The sequence below is a fragment of the Calothrix sp. CBUCES-K 9914 genome (genome assembly GCF_059640475.1).
Window position 1 is genome coordinate 1 of record NZ_JBXXZH010000034.1, and the last position, 22987, is coordinate 22987.

Genomic DNA, 22987 nt, shown 5'->3' on the forward strand with positions numbered 1-22987 from the left:
GCTATTAAGGCTCCTAATATAGCTCCGAATGTTGTTGCTACTTCTAGAAACATCCCTAATCTTAGATTAGTGTACCCTTTTTTGATGTATGTGGATGCGGCGCCTAATGAGGTTGCGATGACTGATACTAGTGAGGCGCCTACTGCGTAGCGTATATCAACACCGAATACTGATGTTAACAGTGGAACTATTACTACTCCTCCACCTAACCCTGTTAAGGCGCCTATCAAACCAGCACTAAATGAACCAACCCAAACCAGTAAAGAAAATTCCAGAATATTCAATCTGCCCCCCTATCCCGCTAAAATTATATATTTTATTCCTTGTTAGTACTTTTTTTAAAGTGAAGTATTATCTTAAAGATTACTGATCAATTTTCATTGCTCAATTTTACTGTCTGTTAATTTAACACATTAATTCGATGTTGAATGTTCAATCTAAACTATTTTACCTCATCTACTGAGAAAATAAATGTAATTGTGCAGTTGTTTTATAAAAAATTTATAAAAAAATGACAGAAACCAAATTAACAGGTTAATCGAGCTTCTGCCACTACCATGATGACAATCCTTCGTAAAGAATCAAAAATATGTTTTTTCAACTCTTACGAAAGATAGTTGTAAAACAGGTGTTAATTATCAATTGGTACATTTTTAACTTTTGTGCTAACATCTGAAAGGGATAAATTATGAATTTACCAATTACTCTGATGCATCACCTGTTTTAAATGTTTTCACTTCTGCTCACATTTAATCAGATTTAACTCTAATAGCCGTGTGATTTCTGCGTCAATGCATATTATATAAATATTGCTGTTAGCTTTCCTCTATCTCTGGCACCGTAGTGGGTTTTCTGACTATACCCATTAAGCAAAGACTGCTTGCCAGTAGAGCTAACGGTGATAGAGCATTACTTTCTAAGATAATGAATATACCAAGTCCGACCAAGACAAATGGAACGAGGTGATTACCGTAGGTCGTTAAAATATTAGCAATGAATGCTTGTTTGCTCATTATAAAACTTCCATAGCACCAAACAGCTACTAGTGAAAAGAAGGCAATCAAAATTATAATTAGTTGAGTTAATTCGCTGTTGGCAAATATCGGAACGTAAATGCTAACGTTATCACTCCCGTTTGCGACAGTAATCGCTGCAACACTATAAGCTTGTGGAGAAAGAAAACTACTTAAAAAAGATGGTTGTGATTCTTCTGACTCATTCTTTTCTTCAGAAGAATCATCTTGTGGATTTAACCATTGATTTAAGCCAATGGCAATAGGCGCCAGTCCTAATAGTCCAATCCAACGGTCAGGTAAAATTAATCCACCAAAAAACCCAGGAAGACTGACGAGAACTAAAAGGGCAAACCCAAGATACTGACCGATAACTATATGTCGGTTACGAAACGTTGAGTTGACTTGCGAAAAAAACAGCGTCAGAATTACTAAATCATCGAGATTCGTTGCAGTAAATGCTGTTATTCCTGTGAGAGATGATGTGATTAATTCTTCCATGTTGATTCATGCTCACTAGCAAACACGCTAGGTAAAAATGGTAACAGCCCCAGTTTGAGTGGAGAAATGCAACTCAACCAACAAAGGAACTAGGGTACAATCTCCTTTGAAGCATTGAGTGTAGCTATGGCTTAAATTTATCCTTCTAAAGTTTTTAGAGCAAATATTCTTTTTTTTTAAATCAATAAGCAAAAGTTATTAAATACAGGGAATGCGTAAATGGCAGGAATGACACTCGACCAGCTACGAATCTTCTTAGCGGTAGCTGAACATTTGCATTTTACTCGTGCAGCAGAAGCTCTTTATGTCACACAACCTGCTGTGAGTGCTGCTATTCAAAGTTTGGAAGAGGGGTATGCAGTCAAACTCTTCCATCGAATTGGGCGCCATATTGAGATTACCGAAGCAGGGATACTATTACAGGAGGAAGCACGCAAAATTTTAGACCAGGTAAATTTGACTGAGCGCGGTTTACGCGAATTAAATGGGTTACAACGAGGAGAACTTAAGTTAGGAGCAAGTCTGACGATAGGTAATTACTGGTTGCCTGAAAAAATTAGTTTGTTTCAAAGTATATATCCCGGAATTTCAATTCGATGCATCCTGAATAATGCAGACACAATCATTACTGGGACTGCTGGAGGGGAGTTTGACTTAGGTTTAGTCGAAGGAGAAGTACAACCACAATATCAAAATGCTTTAGAACAAGAAACCATTGGAACAGATAAGCTACTTATTGTTGTTGGCAGACTACACCCCTGGTTTGAACATCCAGAAGTCAGTCTGACAGAAATAACTCATACTGGTTGGATAATGCGCGAACCTGGTTCGGGAACCCAGCAATGGTTTGAATACTCACTCTTGAACTGGGGTATAGACTTCTCACAGCTAAATATAATATCTGTTCTTAACAGTGGGGAAATGGTCAAAGCTGTTGTTGAAAGCGGTGTTGGTGCCGGAGCTATTTCTGAATTGATGGTGAAAAAAGAACTCAAGTTAGATACACTCCGCGCTGTCACCGTTATTGACAACCGTAATGGACACCCAACTGGCGCCGAAATTGTTCGACCCTTCTTAATGCTCAAGCACCGTCAGCGCTTTCAAAGCAAAATTTCCAAAGCTTTTGAAAAAATACTCGTTTGACAACACCTGCTATTTACATACTACTGGCACACTAAATTTTCATATTTCCCTTTATTAAAAAAAATAAAGGTATCAAATATAACATTGACTTTGTGACTTGGTTGACTGTAATTGTATTCTATGATGCTTGCCGTGTCTACTATCTGCTCATAAAATGTGTTCAAATACACTTGCAAATTACTAGGTTGTAACTAATACAACATTTTGCATATCGGATTTGTGTATTTACGAATAGATTTTTATGCTAAATTGTATTAAACTACGGTAAACCAATCGGAAATACGTATCACATGAACAACACTCAAGGCGCCGACGACATTGCACAAACATCAGTACTAGAGGTTGCAAATAACAGTGCTAGTATCACCGCCGTTTTAAAAAAGATTAGAGGCGGTTTTTTTCTGGTTATAGGGTACTTGCTTTCGCCGTTGTCTTGGTGGAATGACTTATTTTTCAATATGCCGGTTGCTTACGCTTTTGGATACCTGTGTAGTTTGTTCAATGCTTCTTTACTAGTACCATGTTCGATAGTCGGGTACTGGATATCGAATATTTTAGGGATTGTCCTGATGCAAGCAGGGGTTATTGACGTATTTCAGAACCAACCTACAACACGTAATTTGAAAAAAGAGTTACTGACGGGTTTAGCTTCATCAACCGTCTACACCTTGATAATTTGTGCGCTATTCTATTTCAACATTCTTGAAGTACCGAATTTATTTCCATAACCCCAACAACCTCCCCTTTTCCCCTTCTCCTTTAAACTCATGGATTTAGTACTATTACCTTTTCTTAGCTTTATCATCGGCATTACTGTAGGACTAACGGGAATTGGTGGAGCTTCACTTATCACCCCGATGTTGATTTTCGTTTTTCAAGTTCCACCTGCTGTTGCCGTCAGTTCTGATGTTGTTGCTGCGACTTTGATGAAAGTTGTTGGAGGTTTCAAGCATTGGCAGCAACAAACTCTTGATTGCAATATTGTCAAGTGGTTAGCATTAGGAAGCGTTCCCGGTTCACTTTTTGGAATAAGTATTCTATATTATCTGGAACAAACTGGATTGAATCTGGACTCAATACTGCTGCGATTGATTGGGTTCATGATTCTGGTTGTGACGGTATTAGGATTTGGGCAGTTGTTACTGAAACTGTTTATACCTGACTGGCAGGTGCCTGAGTTGCCGTATTTTGACTTGAATACCTTTGTTGGAAAAATCCAGGCTTTAGCCTTGGGAGCAGTCTTAGGGTGTATGGTGGGAATGACCAGCGTGTCATCTGGTTCACTATTTGTTATGGCACTAATTGGCTTTTTCCGTCTTAACACTCAAAAGTTAGTCGGTACTGACTTAGCACAGGCAGCAATTTTACTATCATTTACTTCTTTTGGACATATTCTTTTAGGAACAGTCGATTGGAACATTGTTTTACCAATTTGGTTAGGTACTGTTCCCGGAGTTATTATAGGTGCCCAACTTTGTCAGGTCATACCTCAAAAAGTTCTAAAATCTGTAATTTATGTCATCTTAGGCATGGTAAGTTGGAAACTAGTTTATTAAAACTACTTTCTGTCATGCCGACTCTTGTCATGCACAAGGTAGAAGCATCTTAATAAATTTTGATATACACATAGAGTGCATTTACCTTCCCTGAAAGAGGGCTTAGACTTAAATTTTGCGCGCGTTGATAATTCACTCATAGCCACTAACACACAGCTCATCTCTTTGCTGTAAACAAAAAGATGCTAAAAACCGAATGGCTTTAATTTAGCTGCTTTGATTGATGAAATCAAATACTTTTGATGATTATGCTTATAAGTTTTGCTGATTGATTTTTGGATGATATGGTTGGATAATGCAATAGAAGACGTGATATCGAGACGTGATATATCACGTCTCTACATTGTGGAGAAGGTTTAGTTTGTTGATATTGATGCGATTACTTTACAGTACTGGGCACATTTACGGCACGCGACAATACATTCCATTATCTTTTTGTCGTCACTCCAGTTTTCACACGCTGCTGCACACTTTTCACATATTTGGTAGCAGAGCATACAAGTGCGTCCAACGAATTCTGAACTACCGCGCATCATGTTCGCGCACATCATGCACATCTCAGCGCAATCACGCATTATGCTCATCACGCTCACATCTATATATTTACCACCTTGTAACATGCAATAAGCCATGCTTTCCATGCAAGCTTTTTGACACTCTGTAATGGCGCCTAGACAAGTTTGGATTTCGGTGGTCATTGATTCGGTTTTTAGCATCATCATGGTAAATGCTTCCTGTATTAAAGAGTTTACGAGGAAGTAACTATTCTCTTTTTATGATTTATTCGTCGTCAAGGTCAATGGGTTACTTTTTGCCTTTACATAAACCCCACTTGATTCATGCGGCGACTGGAGATTCTATTTTTACATCATAATTGTGAAGGCTTTTACATTCATAATGCAGATGTTGCTAGGAACTGGACTTGTAGCGGTTAAACCAATTTTTTGGCTTGAGTAACAAAAATATCATCTGACTCAATTGATGTTCAGTGACTCATCAACATGATAACTTTTCTTTATGTCTTGAAATCTTGACTTTTTCACCTAAACTTAAAATAAAAATTTACACCGAGATTCACGTATAATATTTTATTACTCTTATTATCAATGATTCTAATGCGGCGCCTATTTTAAGTGTTTATGACCATCTTGGGCGTGCGTACTCTGTATTAAAGTGGTAATCGTTTTTACTATTGTTGACACAAAGTCGGTAGAGACGCGAGGAACATCGCGTCTGTACACAAAGAGAATATTAAGAGAGATTAAGTAAGAATGTTTCCTATTCGGCAATGACACTATTCATGAATTCTAGAGGAACTGTAAAGAAGTAGTAAATAACTCCTATACCTAAGATTAAGATTGTCATGCTGGAAAGAATCACCCATCTGTCACCAGGCTCATAAGTTTCTGCGTCTATGTCTTTACGAACAGCTAGATAATGTTGAGTGGATAGCAACACTGTTAGCAAACCGACTATTGAGAATGCTAAACCCAATTTCCAACCGTTACCCGGAAGTTGTGGTGACATTGGAGGACGTAAGGCGCGCAAACGTACTATTACTACACCAAAGCCAATAAGTGATATGGCACTTCGCATCCATGCTAAGTATGTACGTTCGTTTGCTAAATGTTCACGCACCTTGTCGGAACTAGGTGTTTTCTGTTTGTCTGGATTTTTTTGATCTGGACTAGTTTGATCTGTAACAGTATCGAGCTTCATATCTTTGAATCGCAAGCACCTTGCTTTGAAGTCTTATAAATATTCTCTCAGGCATTGATATTAAAAGTTGACTAACTTTTGAGAGATAACGGTGTTTATTTAAGCTATTTCTAGTTCCGGCGCCTCCAAAACCCTTGCTCTCGTTAATTTTGTCATCAAATCAACATGTAATTGATACAGAATATGTAGATTCCCTATTGCATTTTTCTGCTCTTATGTGTAATCTATAACAATCAAAATAAGTTAAAACCCTTATAAAATCGGCTTTGTTAAAAAATCAACATGTAATTGATACAGAATATGTAGATTCCCTATTGCCTTTTTTTGCTATTATGTGTAATCTATGACCATCAACGGATATTACAAATACCCTATCAGAAAACAGTAGATTCAGAGGAGTAAATTGAATGAATTCATGGCACCGCTTTTCTAAACAATGGCAAAACGTATTAAGGCAGGGAGTTTCGGGGTTTAGATACAGTGGATTGAAAGGATTTTTATCTTTATTCTTGGTAGGAGCATTTCTAAGCTTGGCTGTTGCCGCTTGTTCTGGTGGTGGTGGCAATGATGCGTCGGCGCCTACTGGTGGCGCAAGTCCGGTTTCTGCTAACAACAAAGATGTGGAGTTAACTTTGGTTTCCTTTGCTGTGACTAAAGCTGCTCACGAAGCGATTATTCCTAAGTTTATTGAGAAGTGGAAGCAGGAAAAGAATCAGAACATCACTTTTAAAACAAGTTACGGTGGTTCCGGCTCACAAACGCGCGCCGTCATTGATGGACTAGAAGCTGATATAGTTCATTTAGCATTAGCAGGTGATACACAAAAAATCGAAAAAGCTGGGTTGATACAACCGGGATGGGAGAAAGAAGTTCCTAATAATGGTATTGTCTCTAAATCTGTAGGAGCAATTGCAACCCGTGCTGGTAATCCAAAGGGAATCAAAACATGGGCTGATTTGGGTAAAGATGGAGTCAAGGTAATTACAGCAGACCCCAAAACATCAGGAGTCGCGCGTTGGAATTTCCTCGCATTGTGGAATTCGGTACTTAAAGCAGGTGGAGACGAGCAAAAAGCCACTGACTTTGTTACAGGAGTTTACACGAAAAATGTACAGTTATTAGCTAAAGATGCTCGTGAAGCGACCGATGCGTTCTTCAAACAAGGGCAAGGAGATGCTTTAATTAACTATGAAAACGAATTGATTCTCGCCAAGCAAAAAGGGGAAAAAGTAGAAGCAATCATTCCTGATGTCAACATCTCTATCGACAACCCTATTGCAATAGTAGATAAAAACGTCGATAAACATGGTACTCGTGAAGTCGCAGAAGCATTCACCAAATATTTGTTTACACCAGAAGCGCAGCAAGAATTTGCCAAAATTGGTTTCCGTCCAACCGATGAAACAGTAGCACAAACCAAAGAAGTCAAAGACAAATATCCAACCGTCAAAACCTTGGGTACAGTTCAAGACTTTGGTGGATGGAGTGAAGTTCAGAAGAAATTCTTTGAAGACGGCGCCATTTTCGATAAAATCCAAAGCAAAAAATAAGTAGGGTGCGTGACGCCACCAACAATTTTGAAACGGAGCGTAAAGCCAGTAGCGTCATGCACCTAAATATACCCCAGCACGTTGGGTTCCGCAAAGCCTCCACCCAACCTACAACTTATAACTCAAAATTCTATGGCTGTATCCTCCCCTCCTTCATATCAGAGATTAAATCCGAAAAAAACACCTAAAAAAGGGTTCTTATCGCAGTTACCAAAAATACATATAACGTGGATAATTACAGCAGTATACTTAACGGTGATGCTGTTAATTCCAATAGTTGCCATGTTTCTCAAGGCAATAACAGTACCTCCTGACCAGTTTTGGAAAATCGCCACAAGTCCAATTGCACTGTCAGCATACGATGTAACCTTTACAACATCTGTGATTACTGCATTATTCAATGGAGTATTTGGTACTTTAATTGCCTGGGTTTTAGTTCGCTATGACTTCCCATTCAAAAGAATTGTGGATGCTTCAGTAGATATACCGTTTGCTTTACCAACTGCTGTAGCAGGTTTAACGTTAGCGACAGTATATAGCGAAAATGGTTGGATTGGTTCGTTATTTGCACCATTAGGAATAAAAATATCTTTTACTCGTTTGGGTGTAGGGATAGCGATGACGTTAATATCCTTACCGTTTGTCGTCCGAACAGTACAACCTGTGCTGCAAGAAATGGAAACCGATGTTGAACAAGCAGCTTGGTCATTAGGCGCCAGTGAGTTTGAGACTTTTTGGCGAGTTATTTTACCACCTTTGTTTCCAGCAATATTAACTGGAGTTGCTTTAGGTTTCGCGCGTGCGGTGGGTGAGTTCGGTTCAACCGTAATTATCGCTTCTAACACACCTTTTAAAGATTTGATTGCACCAGTACTGATTTTCCAACGACTGGAACAGTATGACTACGCGGGTGCAACGGTTATTGGTATAGTGCTGCTAGTTATTTCATTAGTGTTACTTGTAGGAATTAATCTTTTACAAGCTTGGGGAAGACGTTATGACAGGAAGTAATTTGCCTCAAAAGAAAAGTGGGTTGGCGCCTAAAATTTTAATTGGGATAGCTATACTATATTTATCATTAGTTCTATACATTCCAGCGGCTAACGTTTTTGTCCATGCTTTTAATAAAGGTTTTGGACCTTTTCTGTCTAATCTTACAAAACCAGACTTTCTTCATGCTGCTTGGTTAACTTTATTATTAGCACTAGTTTGTGTACCAGTAAATACTGTATTTGGACTATGTGCAGCTTGGGCACTAACTCGTAATAATAACTTTCCCGGACGTGCTTTTATTCTGAGTATTATTGACTTACCATTTTCCATATCGCCAGTTGTTGCAGGATTAATGATTGTACTGCTTTATGGACGTAATGGGTGGCTTGGTGGATGGTTGAACGAGCATGATATCAAAATCGTCTTTGCTTTTCCAGCAATGGTGTTAGCTAGTGCATTTGTAAGTATGCCATTTGTCGCGCGGGAAGTCATACCAGTATTGGAAGAATTAGGACATGATCAAGAAGAAGCTGCTCGAACATTAGGCGCCAAAGATTGGCAAATATTTTGGCGTGTAACATTACCAAATGTACGCTGGGGTTTGTTATATGGGTTAATATTAACAAATGCAAGGGCAATGGGAGAATTTGGTGCTGTCTCGGTGGTGTCAGGAAACATCGCAGGTAAAACGCAAAGTTTACCGTTATTTGTTGAAGACGCTTACAAACAGTATCAAACAGAAGCAGCTTATTCAGCAGCGGTAATTTTAGGGCTATTAGCGTTAGTGACTTTAGTGTTGAAAGATATCCTCGAAAAGAAAACGAGCATTAAAGAATTTGAGTAGGAGTAATCAAAATGGCAGTTGATTCTAACAATACTCTAAATGTACAGGCACCGAAACGGATTCGCATTAGAATACCCAAAGACTATCATCAAGAACCCGTAATTTCTAAATTAGTTTCCGACAACGGTTTAGTTGTGAATATTCGAGCTGCTATTCTGGGAGGGAACGCAGTTGGTGATGGTTGGTTCGACTTAGAATTACAAGGAACCAACACACAAATACAGAATGGACTTTCCTACCTTCGCAGCTTAGAATTAGAAATTTGGGATGAAAATCAATTAGGTAATTGGTAAAATATTGTAGGGACGCAATTAATTGCATCTCTACATTTCTTTCTTTCTTTGCATACTTTGCGTACTTTGCGGTTCGTTATGGTAACACCAATTCAAACCCAAATTAAATTACCAGGTAGATATCAAAAACAACCTGTAATATCTAGACTTACATCTCGCTATGGTCTTACAGTCAACATTATAGCTGCATCATTACCATCAGGCGCCAGTAATGAAGGTTGGTTTAATATTGAACTATCTGGAAATCCTGAAAAATTAACTAGCAGTCTTTCTTACTTAAAAATCTTAGGAGTAGATATACTGCAATTAGAAATAGCAAATCAGTTAAAACTGAGTCAAGCATCAAAAACTATTTCATCACACAACATCATCACTAATGATGTTGTAATTAATAATCAAAGCCAGTACCAAAAGTTACATGAATACTTATCTGATAACGAACTAACTAAATTACCAACAAAAGTAGATAGTATAAAAAATAATAACACAGCAAGACTAAAATTACAATTAGGAATATTAAAAAGATATCAACGCAAGCCAATTATATCAGAGTTGGTATCTAACTTTGGTTTAACCGTAAACATTACAGGCGCCTTGCTTGATGATACATATCATGATGGTTTATTTGAGTTAGAAATATGGGGTCAATTACAGCAAATTCATTCGAGTTTAATGTACTTAGAGAAACTGGGGTTATCTGTATTAATTAATGCTAGTCCAGTATCTGATACAGAAAGTTTAATTTATTGACTTAAATTTCATAGTGCCACATATCCTGTACTTGCACTACTGTCAACTGTAAAGGTAAACGCTGAATTAAACCTTGTTCTTCTAACTGCGTCAGAACGCGCGTGACTGTAACACGAGTTGTTCCTAAAATTTCTGCAATATCTTGATGGGTCAGACGTAAATCAATTAATCTACCTGTCTCAACATCACGACCAAATTTTTGGGATAGCCATATAAGCAACTTCATGACCATCATCTCTACTGTCTTGTAGCTGCGAATGACCATTAACTCTTTAGCTTGTTGAACATGTTCTAACAGTATATCTGAAAGTGACTGCCATGTTTCAAGAGGAAAGGATACTGCTTCCACTTTCGTTAAACATTCAATTTCATATGGCTCACTTTTAGAAAATGCGTGACCGACTGTATCACCTTTGCCCCAAACTCCAATAGTCACGATTGTACCATCTTCTAACCATGTCACTGTTCGCACAACGCCACTTTCCACTTTCCACAAAAAATCTACGTGTTGCGGTAAGAAAGTTCGTTTCTCAAACTGTCGCGCGCGCAGTTTAGCTGGCTTTTGCTTTGTCAAAGATTTCATGAACAACTCATATTTAAACGATATGAAGTTAATTTTACCTTAAAATACTGCAACTCGCTCAACATACCGTTGATTAATTTTGACAATATAATGTGGTATTTTTGGCAACGAGAGGATAAGACACTTAATCTTTATCGGATAACCGTATTATATTAATATATAAAATATAGCATGTGAGTTTTTGTGGAATTATCTTCTAGAGTTGAATACGCACTACTGGCATTAATAGAGCTAGCAGACTGCTACAGTCTTGAAAAATCGCTTAAAATTGGTGAGATTGCAGCTCGTCACTCTTTACCAGAGCGATATTTGGAGCAAATTCTTTCAACTTTGCGTCGTGAAGGAATTGTCAAAAGTGTGCGTGGGGCAAAGGGAGGTTATATATTAGTCCGTGAACCTAGACAGATTTCTCTACAAGAAGTTATTGCTGTTATTGAAGGTGAGAGAAAACCCACCAAGGGAGAATCTGAAGGTGTAACCCCTGAAAAAATGGTTATTAATGAAGTTTGGGAGCAAGGAAACGAAAATATCAAAACTTTTTTTCAAGGACGCACAATTCAGGATTTGTGTCAACAGCGTGATACTCTTAGGCAGGAAAATACTATGTATTATATTTAGGTAGGGTGCGTAACGCCATAACAATCGTAAAATAAAACCAATGAACTAGTAGCGTAACGCACCTTACGAGTTAGGAGGTGGTTGACCATAGTCGCAAGATTTCTGCTACTGTCCAAGCTTGGGTAATGCATCCGCGCGGTGTAAAAGGCGCCTCACCGTCAAAGATTTCGCTTAAAGTTCCAATTCCATGATTATATAGATGATTTGCAATTGGTTCTAAAAATTCACGAGCAGTGCCACGGTTTCCATACGCGCGCAAGTGGGCAGAAATAAATGCACCTAGTAACCATCCCCAAACTGTTCCTTGATGATATGCACCATCTCTTTGATACTGATTTCCTCCGTAATTACCTTGATAATGAGTATCATTGGGAGTTAAAGAACGTAAACCGTAGGAAGTTAATAATTGGCGCCCGCAAATGTCTACAATAGAGCGTTGCTGTGGTTGTGAAAGTAAAGGTTCAGATAAAGAAACGGCGAAAAGTTGGTTTGGACGTAATGTTGCGTCATCACCATTGGGTGTGTCCAAAACATCATAGCAATAATTTTTTTCCGAATTCCAAAAGCGTGCAAATCGTAATTGAGTACGGTCTGCCATTGCTGTATATTCTTGGTGTGGTTTACTAATGCGACGCGCGAAGATAGCCATTGTTCTTAAAGCATTGTACCAAAGGGCATTAATCTCAACTGGTTTCCCGATACGCGGTGTTACAACCCAGTTATCAACTTTTGCATCCATCCAAGTTAACTGTGTTCCTTCCTCGCCAGCATATAATAATCCATCAGCGGCATCAAGATGAATATTGTATCGAGTTCCACGACTATGCCAGTCGATAATATCTGCAAGGGCAGGAAATAGTTCTTCGATTAAATCATCGTCTTCGGTATCATTATAATAAGCGCGCAGTGCCTCAAAATACCACAGCGTTGCATCAACGGTATTATATTCAGGAACTTCACCCGCATCTGGAAAGCGGTTTGGCAACATTCCTTTATCTATATATTTAGCGAAAGTCCGCAAAATTAAGCGCGCGATTTCTGGTCTTCCGGTTGCGAGTGTCAATCCTGGTAGACTAATCATTGTATCGCGTCCCCAATCTCCAAACCAATGATAGCCAGCGATTATAGTTTTACCATAAGGTTCGTCAGGCGCCGGACGTTCAACAATAAATTGGTCTGCTGCAAGCACTAACTGTTTTATCCAAGCTGGGGAGTCTTTAAACTTTGAGGAGTTATGGCTTTTCCAAAGTCCGAGTAACTTACTTTCACTTTGGCGCCGTGTTTTAAGAGCAGTTTCTCCATCAAATTGCTGTAAATCTTCGGTACTAGCAACGATGGTTAGCGATTCTCCTTTTTCTAGGGTAACTTGAAACGTGCCGACATGAAGATGGTCTTCGCTATCATTCAACCCTCGATAACGTTCAACCGCCAAGTCAAAACCATAATACCAGTTGTGAGATTGCGATACTTCTCCACGGTCTGTTAACAAATAAAGCGGCGCCGCACCAGGATATGCTATAACTTTAATGCCTTGTCCAACAGACTCGATATTCATATGCCAACTGTTACCGTGCGTACTACTATGATAATCACGGTAGTTAACCATTGCTTTGAGCGTTAACTTCAACGGTTGAGTCGCGCGGTGTAAATGATATTGAATATATGTAGTGTTTTCTCCCTGCTGCATCCAAACACGCTTTTCTAGTAATGCATCAGCACAAGCAAACCGCCATGTTGGAATGCTACCTTCAATAGTAAAGCGTTCAATAAGTTGAAAACCCTGTGGACTTACAATATTATCAGCCCAACGGTTAGCGTGCAATGGATAAGTATGATTGTCATATAAAGCAGTTTCATCAAGCTTTGTAAGTAATAAAGTTCGACCGAGTGGAGGTTTGAGCGCTGCAACTAATAACCCGTGGTAACGACGAGTTAGTATACCTGCTACCGTTCCCGACGCATAACCACCGATACCATTTGTTACAAGCCATTCCCTTGTTTCTGCGGTTTCTAGATGACCACAAATTTCTCGTCCGAAATCAATACACATGTTTAGTTGGAGCTTATGGAACGCCATATATAATTATGGCTGCTATGAATAAAATTACGTGTAACTTCTAATTTTGATTTGATTGGATCAAAATTATTTACATTCCACCTACACCCACACCCTAGAAGGATACTGCTGGTCATTCAGGGGTATCGCCCCTCACATTCACGATTTTGCGTTGTTTCCGGAAATGTAGAGACGCGAAATTTACCTGCGGTACACTCCGTGAACGCGTCTCTACACGACTGTTTTCACGAAATAATGGGTGTTACCCCCTATTCGCCAGCAGTATCCTAGAAGGGTGAGGCTACACGAGCAAAGCCGACTAAAAGTACACGTTGTTTTTAACACCCAATTTCTTCTGTGAACCGTGGTTCACATTGCAGAATTTTTCCTTTGATGTGGTTAAGGTGTACTCATAAATTCTTTAATATTGCTTTGCCCTTGACTTAATCTTCTTTCTTTGTGAACTTTGTGCCTTTGTGGTTTATTAAACAACTTATGAACACAATAATTGGTTCACATCACTACACCCAAGTTCTTCTGTGAACCACGGTTCACATTTTGAGAAAGGCGCCCATAAATAACCAAAAACCCGACTTTTCCAAAAAGTCGGGTTATCGAGGATAGTTAATTATTGTGTGATTGGTTCAAACTTTAATGAGACACCATTCATGCAATAGCGTTGACCAGTGGGTTTTGGACCATCGTTGAATACGTGTCCAAGGTGTCCACCACAACGACTGCAATGCACTTCGACGCGCGTCATAAATAACGACTTATCGGTAGTCGTTGCAATGGCACCTTCAATAGGATTAAAGAAACTAGGCCATCCAGTACCGCTGTTAAACTTTGTATCAGACGTAAACAAAGCTTGTCCACATCCGGCACAATAGTAAGTACCTTCCCCGTACTCTTTGTCAAGTAGACTAGTTCCAGCCCTTTCAGTACCGTGTTTTCTCAACACGCGGTACTGTTCAGGTGTCAAGATACTTTGCCATTCCCGATCTGTCTTAACAATTTCGTATTGTTGATCTTTAGAAGCTGTCATCTGGTTTCCTCTCCAATGCTACCTGTACAATATCCAAGCGGCGCCTCAGTTTCGCAACCTAGAGTATGTTCCATTTCTTTATATATCTTAACAATACTCATAGAACAGGTTATGAAGATAGCCGTTATTAATATATACAGATAACCGATAGCTATATTAAACAGAGCTATGATAGTTAAGTAGAAGTTTGAGGAAGTACCGCTATGCTTAATAAGCAAGAGATTACCGTTCAAGTTCCATCTGATGCAGCCGAAGTGTATCTTAATGCAACCCCAGAAGAGCGTCAGCAAATTGACACTAAGATTGCGATTATACTCAAATCTTCAACTAGAACAAGACAGGAAGCTGTTGTAAAAATCCAACAAACTATGGATGAAATTAGCGCTGAGGCTGAACGACGAGGTTTAACACCAGAAATTTTAGAGTCTCTATTAAATGATGAGTAGTAATCGTAGATTTGTACTAAACACGAATGTTTTGGTTAGTGCTGTGCTGTCTACCAAGAGCAAACCTCATCAAGTATTTGACAAAGTGCAAAAAATTGGCGTTATTTTAATGTCTAATGATACTTTTACAGAGGTAGAGGAGGTTTTACTCCGACCGAAATTTGATAAGTATGTTACACTACCCAAGCGCCAAACGTTTATAGAGGAATTGATACAAATTGCAGAATTTATTGAAGTGAATGAACAAGTTAATGAATGTCGAGACCCAAAAGACAATAAATATTTGGAATTGGCTATAGCTGGTGAAGTAGAGTGTATTATTACTGGTGATGAAGATTTATTAGTATTAAACCCATTCCGAGGAATTAAAATTTTAACCGTTCGAGAGTTTTTAGAGTAAATAATGGCAGGTAGCGAAATTAGAAACGTTTTGATACAGTTAAATTACCATACTTATCAATTAAATGAATTAATTCCGCACGTCGTATCTTTTAAAATTTAAATAAATAATTCCGCAGATACGTGAAAAAATTCTCCTAATGCTTTTGCTTGCTCTTTGGTAATTGCTTGTTTACCATTAATGAATTCTGATACATCATCTAATGAACCCATAATTTCTACTAAATCTGCTTCTTCAAGTTCGCATCATTACGTAAATAACGAATGCTGATTAGATGCATATAACCCACATTCCGCACTTCAATTTGAAGTACAAAAGATTACAAGCAAGGAAAAAGCAAAAAATCAGGACGATGAAGAAATAGAGTGTTGAAAGAATATACTTTTAAAAATAAATAAAAAATGGTTCTATCGTACATAGCGTGCTAAATTTTAATTAAAATCTATAAATATGCTTGATTTACAAGGCTTACAGACGCTTTTAGTTTTAATTTTGGACAAGAATACCGTTCTGAAGGTAATAATAGCTGTAAGATAAGCCCAGCAAGAGTTTTAAGCTTATTTTTCCCTAAATTAGCACGCTAAGTACGCAAGAGCCGTATTTTGCGCTTCGTTTCGCTATCACCGATGGAAAGTACGGATACTCCGACAGCGTTACGAAAAATAGTACTACAAAAAATATATTTACTACTTTATTGCTTGTGACACTTATTATACTGACACGTAATATATACTTTAAAATGCTGATTAATGCTTGTATACAAAGCGCACATCTGGGACAGATATGCTACGAATTTTCTGAATATATTGGTAATGTACACCAAAAGGTGGCGCCAGCATTTGGTGTACTTTTAACACCTATTTGACCACCGTGTGCTTTGATAATTTGTTGACACAGATATAACCCTAGTCCTAGGGAAAGTGAACTACGCGCGTTTGTTCCACGGAAGTATAGGTCAAATAAGTGTTCACTTTGTTGCTGTGTTAACCCAACTCCATTGTCGGTAACTGTACAATAAATATAATTACTGGCGCCTTCAATTTTGGCGTTGACTCTAATATTTAAGCCTGGAGGGTTGTGTTTGACAGCGTTGGCGATAATATTGGAAAAGACCCTCCAAAGTTGAGTTGCGTCACCGTTTACTTGTGGTAAGTTAGACTCAACTAAGTTGATCAGAGTTGCTTCGTTTTCTGTAAGCATTGGTTGTAGGTCAGCAACTGCGTCTTCTACGACTTCATGTAAATGTAGCGGTTGTAATTGTAATGCTATTCCTTGAACCTCACTGACATGTGCTTCCATTAGCGAGTTGATTAAATTCAACTGACGTTCACTACTTTGTTGCATCCTTTCAAGAATTGTACGAGACACAGTTACCCCCGATGATTGCTTATCCCCTAGTAAATTTTTTAGTACCATCAAAGTCCCTAAAACTGGGTTGCGTAAGTCATGGGAAATAGCGTGGATAAATACTCTTAACGCTTCTTCGGTACGTTTTCTGTCGCTTATATCTAAAATTACCCCTACTATACCACCCAAGGCGCCGTCTACTTTTGTAAAAGTTGCTTTGTAAAATATTACGTCGTGCTTTTTATTATCAGCATAAACTACCGAACTTTCATAAGTTTGAACTTCATGTTTTTCTAATAGCTGTGTATCTGCTTGATAATACTTATCAGCGAGTTCTTTTGGTGCAACTTCATACACCGTTTTGCCGATAATATCTGCTCGACTTAATCCAATTGACGCTTCAAAAGATTTGTTGCATCCTACATATAATCCTTGGGCATTTTGATAATATACAGGCGCCGGGATTGTGTCGATGAGAACTTGTAAGAAATCGAATTGTTCTTGAAGTGCTTCTTCCGCGCGCTTACGTTTAGTAATATCCTCAATAATGCCTTCGTAATATAATATATCTCCTCGGTCATCGCGCACAGCATATGCTTTTTCAGAAATCCAAACAATGCTATGATATATAGAATCATTACGACGATAGATTTGCGATTCAAATTCAGAAACGCTACCATACTTCTCGATTAAACTAATAAACTCGGCACGTCGATTTGGGATAATATAAAGTTGCTTACTAATATCACTGTAATAATCTATTACTTGTTCAGGTGTTGAAAAGCCTAAAATTTGTGCGAGTGCAGGATTTACTGTAATATAACGTCCGTTGGGTGTGCTTTGAAAAATTCCTTCGACCGCATTCTCGAAGATACTACGATATTTTGCTTCGGCTAATTTTAGTTTTGTATTCGCTTTCTCAAGCTGTTTACGCGCGTTAAATTCGCGTGATTGTAATCGGTCATATAAATACACGCTAAAGTCACATATAATACAAAACCAAAATATATATAAAACTAATGTTACATTATATATTGGTTCTTGGTCTGATATTGGTGTCAACACTTTAAAACCAAGGGCAAAATTTACACCAAAGTAATAAATTAGCACTACAATTTGGGAAATAAGATGCAGTCTCCAGCGTACTGGCATAAAAGCAGCTTGACCCAAAAAGAGTAATGACCAAGTAAAAACACCTGGAAGCGCAAATCCTTTTAATGTACTAAATATTTGCTGTCCAAGACTTATCGACCAAGATGAAGCTAAAAATAATGCTCCGGGATGACGGCGCCCATATCGACTCCGATGTACTATTAATGACATAGTAATACTTAATAACATGGCGCAATTCAAAAGCAATGTTTGACGCATCAGGTGCTTGGGAAGGTCAGCAAGTTCTCTCAATGGAGAGAATATATTGTAGATATCGCGAATAACGAAACTTAGAATGCAAAATAGTGCTAGCCACAACCATAATTGTAAACGCTGCCACAAAAAGTGACGGCGCCATGTTTCATATTTAACAGTTAAAATATTGGTTTTGGGTAGAATATAAGTAGAAACGGCTTGTCTCCATCTCCGTTGTATGGTTCCAAGTAAGTCAGCCATTAGTGTAATCCAAAATCTAAAATCAATTAAGAGGTAATGTGAACCAATAAGTTACTCCTTGCTTACGATTAGAAGTCACACCAATTTCACCACCGTGTGCTTTGATAATTTGCCGACACATGTATAATTTTAAACTGGTGGCAGTTGATAAACGGTCTTGCGGGTCGCGTACATTTAAATCAAAGAAACTATCGCACTCCGATTTACTCATACATATACCGTCATCTTGAATCATGCATCGGATTTTATCTCCATCCATCTTAGCTTTTATAACAAAAGTTAGTCCGGGTGGATTATTTTGACAGCTATTGGTTAACAAAGATACAAATACTTTACGTAATAACTCTTGGTCGGCTTGAACGATAGGCTTATTTTTACGAGCAAAAGAATTTAACTGTGTATTCAATTGTGCTTGATAACGAGTCAGTAGCGATGTTAAATCTTGAACTATTGCCTCAATTAATGTGTCAAACTGAACAAGTTCTTGATGCATTATCATATCTTTAGCATCACCAGAATTAATTTCCAACAAAGAATTAATCATTCCCATCTGCCGCTCGTTACCCTGAATCATTCGCTCTAAAATGCTTTGAGGAATAGAAATAAAGGAGTTAGTAGAGACGTGATTAATCACGTCTCTACTAAGTGAGGAGTTAGGAGTTGAAGTTAACTGCTGTTGGGTTCCTCCTTTCAACAAGTTATTAAGTACCATTAAGTTGCCCATTACTGAAGTACGTAAGTCGTGGGAGACTGTATGCAGTACAACATCTTTGATACAATTTAGCTCTTGGATTTCTTGCACTTTCTGTTGTAATTGGACAGTTCTTTCTGCGACTAGCTCTTCAAGATTCTCCTGACGCTGTGCTAGTTTTTTATATAATTGGGCTTGTTGGATGGCAATTGCTAACTGTTCTGATATTTGTTGGAGCAAATCAATTTCTGCTGGTTGCCAACAACGCGGACTTGAGCATTGATTTGCAATGAGGGCGCCGAATAATTCATCATCTAGTATAATTGGTACGGCTAAAGTTGCTTGAGTCTGAAACGTTTGATATAGTGCCAAAAGGTTAGGAGAAGCTGGTGAAAGTGTAATATCTTCAATTACCCGAACGTGATTTATAAGCAATGAAGTTTTTAACTCATTAAACAAACACTCATCAGGATGGTCGTCTTCTCTCCAATCAAGTACTGATGGATAGCGCGCGTTTACTGATTCGGCTAGGATTTTAGACTGGGTACTATCATTCAAGGTAATAAAAACCCGGTCAGCTTGTAAAAAATTTCTGACTTCGGTGACAGTAGTTTGTAAAATTTCTTCGAGATTAAGTGACCTGCGAATTCTAGCTAAACTTTCTGTAAGTAAGCGATTACGGGATAAAGTCATATGTAATCGTGCTTCCGCTTGCTTTCGCTCAGTTATATCCCTGACAATTGCTAAAATTTCTTCATGACCACTAACTATTAAGCGTGCTTCATAATCACGTATACCAATTGGTGTAGGCAGTTGATACTCACAGGTTTGTACACTTCGTGACGTGATAGCTCTACGAATTGCAGCATGACTATCGTTTGCAACTTCAGAAGGTAGTAAGTCCCATAGATTTTTACCAACGATTTGCTCGCGCGCGATAGTAACGTTTGCTCCTTCCCCTTTAAAATCTATATACTCACCATTACCGCTGATTCTAAATATTAAATCAGGAATCGCATTTAATATAGCTTTGTATCGTCCCTCTGAAGCGCGTAAATTTTCCTCTGCTAACTTGCGGACTGTTATATCCATGACTAAACCTTCCCAAAGAGTATCCCCCGAAGCTTGTTTATCTGGATGTGAAGTGACTTGTATCCACTTAAGTTTGTTGCTTGGTGTAACAATTCTACCTTCCCAACACCAAGGAGACAAAGTATTCTTAGATACTAGAAACGATTGTGTAAAAGACTCAATATCCTGCGGGTGGATGAGATTACGCAATACTAAGAAATCACTTTCTACTGCTTCTGGTTCTAATTCGCACAAATCTTTACAACTGTCGCTCGTATATAAAACAACATACGAGTTGTCATGACGTTGAACAACTTGGAAAATTACCCCAGGTAAACTGGCAGCAACTTTTTCTAGCAGCGACACACCAACATGAGAATGGAATTGTGCTTTTACAGCTTCACTCACAACGAATAGCAAACCTTATCTGTATAGTTCTGTATAGAGAGGATAGGGAATTAGGAGTCGGGCGCCGAGAAATATGATGAAATTATTGAAATTATTATAGTAGTGGCACCCTTGAAATCAAACCACTTGCGAGCAGGTTCATTAATATCTTACATTTATTTGCCATACTACAAATTATTCATCTGTATGTTACATTCAAGTGGCTCCTTACTCCTCACCCCTGACCCCTAATTTTTAGATTAAATCCTAATGGGGACAAATGTATTCACCCTGTTGGATGAACCATTTGTAGGAATTTCTTGATGCTTTCACTGGCAGATATTCAAAATTCTGACTTACTTTACACGAGCAAGAAAAATCAAAAAAACTTACGATTCTATTTCAGCTAATTCCATCCAGCGTTCTGTGGCTTTATCTATCGCGCGTTTAAGTTCCTCAACAGTGTCATATAGCTTTTGTACCTGAGTGTAATTACCAGGTGAAACATTAGCCATTCCTTTTTCAGCTTCTGCTTTGTCTTTTTCTAGTTGAGCAATTTTGCTTTCGAGTTGCTCAAATTCACGTTTTTCCCAACTTGATAATCTGCGCTTTTTCGATGTTTCTTTGTTGGGTTGATTTTGTTTTACTTCTTTAACTTCTACTTGACTATTCTTTGGCTTTTCCTTGACATCTAATACTTGTTGTGCCTCTTCTGCCTTCTTATAGTCGAGATATACAGAATAATTACCAGGGTACTGACGGATATTTCCACCTTCTTCTAAAGCAAAAATTGTATCAACTGTACGGTCAAGAAAATATCGGTCGTGAGAAACTACAATTACAGAACCTGTAAAATCTTCTAAATACTCTTCCAATATTGCCAGTGTTTGTACATCTAAATCGTTTGTAGGTTCGTCTAATATCAGTACATTTGGTGCGCTAATTAATATACGTAATAAAAACAGGCGCCGTTTTTCTCCACCTGATAATTTACTTATTGGTGCATATTGTTGATTACCTGGGAATAAGAATCGTTCCAACATTTGAGATGCACTAATTTGAGTCCCATCGGATATTTTGATGAACTCTCCTTCTTCTTTGATATAATCGATAACGCGCTGCGAATCGTTTAAGGCAGCAAGTAAATCATCCGAATGCTGGTCAAAATATCCTATATGAATTGTGGCGCCAATATCTACAGTTCCCCCATCAGGCTGTACCTTTCCTGTAATAATATTCATTAAGGTGGATTTTCCGGCGCCGTTACCACCAATTATGCCAATACGGTCTTCAGGACTAAATTCATAAGTAAAATCGTTAATTAATGTTCGCTCGTTATAAGCTTTAGAAACATGCTCTAACTCAATAACTTTTTTACCAATACGTCTACTAACAGTAGAAATATCGACTTTGCCTTGTCCTTGTTTAAACTCTGTTTCCCGCATTGCTTCAATGCGTTGAATGCGCGCTTTTTGCTTAGTACTACGTGCTTTGGGACCGCGCTTCAACCATTCTAACTCACGTCGTAACACACCTTGGAATTTACGCTGAGTACTAGCTGCGGAATCTTCAGCCAAAGCTTTCTTTTCTAGATAATATGAATAATTACCAGAATAGGTATAAATATCACCTCGGTCTATTTCGATGATGCGATTGGTGACTTTATCGAGGAAATATCTATCGTGTGTAATTAATAATAAGGCACCGCGATATTTATTTAAATAACTTTGTAACCACTCTACCGAAAGCGCATCTAAGTGGTTAGTTGGCTCATCCATTAATAACAAATCTGGTTCAGCGAGTAAAGCTGTTGCCAAAGCAATTCTTTTACGATAACCTCCAGATAGTGTACCAACCTTGACATTAAAGTCATTAATCCCTAACTTAGTGAGAATAATTTTAGCGTTTGTTTCCAATTCCCAGGCGCCAGTTGTATCCATTCGCTGCATTACACTAGACAAACGTGACATTAACTGGCTATCTTCGGGATAATGTGCTAATTTTTCAGAAATTTCCTCATATTCACGTACCAGCGTCATTTGCTCACCGCTATCTGCAAAAACCTGCTCTATAACAGTACGACTTTCATCAACGTCGGGTTGCTGCGGTAAATATATAACTTTGGCGCCGGAGTTAGTTATTATTTGTCCACCGTCTACTGGCTCAATACCAGCTATCATTTTTAGTAAAGTTGATTTTCCAGAACCATTAGTCCCAATTAAACCAACTTTATCGTTAGCATCTAAGCTAAAACTAGCTTCTCTCAAGATTTCTTTGATGCCGAAATCTTTTTTGACTGATTGTAAAGTTACAAGACTCATAACTGATAAATATTGGACATTGGAAAACTATGGGCAGGCAGGGATACTGGGC

General features: G+C 38.3%; 21 protein-coding genes. 11 read left to right on the top strand and 10 right to left on the bottom strand.

Annotated elements, in window-relative coordinates:
- Together AC2JBO_RS10375 and AC2JBO_RS10380 are read right to left on the bottom strand one after the other, a co-directional pair.
- On the bottom strand, positions 1-284 hold a 284-nt coding region (locus tag AC2JBO_RS10375; RefSeq protein WP_496953569.1), incomplete at its 3' end, for a TSUP family transporter.
- 531 nt (positions 285-815) lie between these two features.
- On the bottom strand, positions 816-1514 hold the full coding sequence (locus tag AC2JBO_RS10380) for a cadmium resistance transporter (RefSeq protein WP_496953570.1): 699 nt from the start codon (positions 1512-1514) through the stop codon (positions 816-818).
- A 219-nt stretch (positions 1515-1733) separates the two neighbouring features.
- On the opposite strand from AC2JBO_RS10380, the gene AC2JBO_RS10385 reads away from it, so the two are divergent.
- The 3 genes from AC2JBO_RS10385 to AC2JBO_RS10395 all read left to right on the top strand — a co-directional run bounded on the left by AC2JBO_RS10385 (position 1734) and on the right by AC2JBO_RS10395 (position 4213).
- Positions 1734-2657: a LysR family transcriptional regulator gene (locus AC2JBO_RS10385; protein WP_496953571.1), complete on the top strand. Its 924-nt coding sequence runs from the start codon at positions 1734-1736 to the stop codon at positions 2655-2657.
- Positions 2658-2947: 290 nt separating this feature from the next.
- A complete protein-coding gene (locus AC2JBO_RS10390) occupies positions 2948-3385 on the top strand; it encodes a DUF7980 family protein (RefSeq protein ID WP_496953572.1) in 438 nt (145 codons plus the stop codon).
- A gap of 39 nt (positions 3386-3424) precedes the next feature.
- Positions 3425-4213, top strand: a complete 789-nt coding sequence (locus tag AC2JBO_RS10395; protein ID WP_496953573.1) for a sulfite exporter TauE/SafE family protein — start codon at positions 3425-3427, stop codon at positions 4211-4213.
- Positions 4214-4569: 356 nt separating this feature from the next.
- On the opposite strand, the gene AC2JBO_RS10400 is transcribed toward AC2JBO_RS10395, so the two are convergent.
- Positions 4570-4935, bottom strand: a complete 366-nt coding sequence (locus AC2JBO_RS10400; RefSeq protein ID WP_496953574.1) for a four-helix bundle copper-binding protein — start codon at positions 4933-4935, stop codon at positions 4570-4572.
- Between the two features lie 556 nt (positions 4936-5491).
- Entirely contained in the window at positions 5492-5932 is a 441-nt protein-coding gene (locus AC2JBO_RS10405) for a YidH family protein (protein WP_496953575.1), read from the bottom strand.
- Between the two features lie 407 nt (positions 5933-6339).
- On the opposite strand from AC2JBO_RS10405, the gene AC2JBO_RS10410 reads away from it, so the two are divergent.
- The 5 genes from AC2JBO_RS10410 (at position 6340) to AC2JBO_RS10430 (ending at position 10362) form a co-directional block, all read left to right on the top strand.
- Positions 6340-7482, top strand: a complete 1143-nt coding sequence (locus tag AC2JBO_RS10410) for a sulfate ABC transporter substrate-binding protein (protein WP_496953576.1) — start codon at positions 6340-6342, stop codon at positions 7480-7482.
- Between the two features lie 132 nt (positions 7483-7614).
- On the top strand, positions 7615-8493 hold the full coding sequence (gene cysT / locus AC2JBO_RS10415; RefSeq protein WP_496953577.1) for a sulfate ABC transporter permease subunit CysT: 879 nt from the start codon (positions 7615-7617) through the stop codon (positions 8491-8493).
- Entirely contained in the window at positions 8480-9319 is an 840-nt protein-coding gene (gene cysW / locus AC2JBO_RS10420) for a sulfate ABC transporter permease subunit CysW (RefSeq protein ID WP_496953578.1), read from the top strand. The genes cysT and cysW overlap by 14 nt, the downstream gene beginning before the upstream one ends.
- 11 nt (positions 9320-9330) lie before the next feature.
- The gene (locus AC2JBO_RS10425) at positions 9331-9612 is read left to right on the top strand and encodes an NIL domain-containing protein (protein ID WP_496953579.1); all 282 of its coding nucleotides are present in this window, start codon (positions 9331-9333) and stop codon (positions 9610-9612) included.
- A 78-nt stretch (positions 9613-9690) separates the two neighbouring features.
- Positions 9691-10362, top strand: a complete 672-nt coding sequence (locus AC2JBO_RS10430) for an NIL domain-containing protein (protein WP_496953580.1) — start codon at positions 9691-9693, stop codon at positions 10360-10362.
- A gap of 1 nt (position 10363) precedes the next feature.
- Here the strand turns inward: AC2JBO_RS10430 and AC2JBO_RS10435 are convergent, their stop codons facing one another.
- Positions 10364-10945 (bottom strand): Crp/Fnr family transcriptional regulator, encoded by a 582-nt coding sequence (locus AC2JBO_RS10435; RefSeq protein ID WP_496953581.1) that lies wholly within the window; start codon positions 10943-10945, stop codon positions 10364-10366.
- A 183-nt stretch (positions 10946-11128) separates the two neighbouring features.
- On the opposite strand from AC2JBO_RS10435, the gene AC2JBO_RS10440 reads away from it, so the two are divergent.
- On the top strand, positions 11129-11563 hold the full coding sequence (locus AC2JBO_RS10440; protein ID WP_496953582.1) for an RrF2 family transcriptional regulator: 435 nt from the start codon (positions 11129-11131) through the stop codon (positions 11561-11563).
- Positions 11564-11633: 70 nt separating this feature from the next.
- Here AC2JBO_RS10440 and AC2JBO_RS10445 read toward each other — a convergent pair whose 3' ends face one another.
- Together AC2JBO_RS10445 and msrB are read right to left on the bottom strand one after the other, a co-directional pair.
- The gene (locus tag AC2JBO_RS10445; RefSeq protein ID WP_496953583.1) at positions 11634-13613 is read right to left on the bottom strand and encodes an amylo-alpha-1,6-glucosidase; all 1980 of its coding nucleotides are present in this window, start codon (positions 13611-13613) and stop codon (positions 11634-11636) included.
- A gap of 634 nt (positions 13614-14247) precedes the next feature.
- Entirely contained in the window at positions 14248-14664 is a 417-nt protein-coding gene (gene msrB, locus AC2JBO_RS10450; protein ID WP_496953584.1) for a peptide-methionine (R)-S-oxide reductase MsrB, read from the bottom strand.
- Positions 14665-14867: 203 nt separating this feature from the next.
- On the opposite strand from msrB, the gene AC2JBO_RS10455 reads away from it, so the two are divergent.
- Positions 14868-15110, top strand: a complete 243-nt coding sequence (locus AC2JBO_RS10455; protein ID WP_496953585.1) for a hypothetical protein — start codon at positions 14868-14870, stop codon at positions 15108-15110.
- Complete coding sequence (locus tag AC2JBO_RS10460) at positions 15100-15510, top strand: putative toxin-antitoxin system toxin component, PIN family (RefSeq protein ID WP_496953586.1); 411 nt, start codon at positions 15100-15102, stop codon at positions 15508-15510. The genes AC2JBO_RS10455 and AC2JBO_RS10460 overlap by 11 nt, the downstream gene beginning before the upstream one ends.
- 786 nt (positions 15511-16296) lie before the next feature.
- Here AC2JBO_RS10460 and AC2JBO_RS10465 read toward each other — a convergent pair.
- The 3 genes from AC2JBO_RS10465 to AC2JBO_RS10475 all read right to left on the bottom strand — a co-directional run bounded on the left by AC2JBO_RS10465 (position 16297) and on the right by AC2JBO_RS10475 (position 22935).
- The gene (locus AC2JBO_RS10465) at positions 16297-18465 is read right to left on the bottom strand and encodes a PAS domain S-box protein (RefSeq protein ID WP_496953587.1); all 2169 of its coding nucleotides are present in this window, start codon (positions 18463-18465) and stop codon (positions 16297-16299) included.
- Between the two features lie 22 nt (positions 18466-18487).
- Positions 18488-20635: a sensor histidine kinase gene (locus tag AC2JBO_RS10470; RefSeq protein ID WP_496953588.1), complete on the bottom strand. Its 2148-nt coding sequence runs from the start codon at positions 20633-20635 to the stop codon at positions 18488-18490.
- A gap of 368 nt (positions 20636-21003) precedes the next feature.
- Entirely contained in the window at positions 21004-22935 is a 1932-nt protein-coding gene (locus AC2JBO_RS10475) for an ABC-F family ATP-binding cassette domain-containing protein (protein ID WP_496953589.1), read from the bottom strand.
- Between the last annotated feature and the right edge of the window lie 52 nt (positions 22936-22987).

What these genes read in the sequence shown, in the direction of transcription:
- AC2JBO_RS10380 (WP_496953570.1), bottom strand. Translation starts at nt 1,514, where the DNA reads ATGGAAGAATTAATCACATCATCTCTCACAGGAATAACAGCATTTACT.
- AC2JBO_RS10385 (WP_496953571.1), top strand. Translation starts at nt 1,734, where the DNA reads ATGGCAGGAATGACACTCGACCAGCTACGAATCTTCTTAGCGGTAGCT.
- AC2JBO_RS10390 (WP_496953572.1), top strand. Translation starts at nt 2,948, where the DNA reads ATGAACAACACTCAAGGCGCCGACGACATTGCACAAACATCAGTACTA.
- AC2JBO_RS10395 (WP_496953573.1), top strand. Translation starts at nt 3,425, where the DNA reads ATGGATTTAGTACTATTACCTTTTCTTAGCTTTATCATCGGCATTACT.
- AC2JBO_RS10400 (WP_496953574.1), bottom strand. Translation starts at nt 4,935, where the DNA reads ATGATGATGCTAAAAACCGAATCAATGACCACCGAAATCCAAACTTGT.
- AC2JBO_RS10405 (WP_496953575.1), bottom strand. Translation starts at nt 5,932, where the DNA reads ATGAAGCTCGATACTGTTACAGATCAAACTAGTCCAGATCAAAAAAAT.
- AC2JBO_RS10410 (WP_496953576.1), top strand. Translation starts at nt 6,340, where the DNA reads ATGAATTCATGGCACCGCTTTTCTAAACAATGGCAAAACGTATTAAGG.
- cysT (WP_496953577.1), top strand. Translation starts at nt 7,615, where the DNA reads ATGGCTGTATCCTCCCCTCCTTCATATCAGAGATTAAATCCGAAAAAA.
- cysW (WP_496953578.1), top strand. Translation starts at nt 8,480, where the DNA reads ATGACAGGAAGTAATTTGCCTCAAAAGAAAAGTGGGTTGGCGCCTAAA.
- AC2JBO_RS10425 (WP_496953579.1), top strand. Translation starts at nt 9,331, where the DNA reads ATGGCAGTTGATTCTAACAATACTCTAAATGTACAGGCACCGAAACGG.
- AC2JBO_RS10430 (WP_496953580.1), top strand. Translation starts at nt 9,691, where the DNA reads ATGGTAACACCAATTCAAACCCAAATTAAATTACCAGGTAGATATCAA.
- AC2JBO_RS10435 (WP_496953581.1), bottom strand. Translation starts at nt 10,945, where the DNA reads ATGAAATCTTTGACAAAGCAAAAGCCAGCTAAACTGCGCGCGCGACAG.
- AC2JBO_RS10445 (WP_496953583.1), bottom strand. Translation starts at nt 13,613, where the DNA reads ATGTGTATTGATTTCGGACGAGAAATTTGTGGTCATCTAGAAACCGCA.
- msrB (WP_496953584.1), bottom strand. Translation starts at nt 14,664, where the DNA reads ATGACAGCTTCTAAAGATCAACAATACGAAATTGTTAAGACAGATCGG.
- AC2JBO_RS10455 (WP_496953585.1), top strand. Translation starts at nt 14,868, where the DNA reads ATGCTTAATAAGCAAGAGATTACCGTTCAAGTTCCATCTGATGCAGCC.
- AC2JBO_RS10460 (WP_496953586.1), top strand. Translation starts at nt 15,100, where the DNA reads ATGATGAGTAGTAATCGTAGATTTGTACTAAACACGAATGTTTTGGTT.
- AC2JBO_RS10465 (WP_496953587.1), bottom strand. Translation starts at nt 18,465, where the DNA reads ATGGCTGACTTACTTGGAACCATACAACGGAGATGGAGACAAGCCGTT.
- AC2JBO_RS10475 (WP_496953589.1), bottom strand. Translation starts at nt 22,935, where the DNA reads ATGAGTCTTGTAACTTTACAATCAGTCAAAAAAGATTTCGGCATCAAA.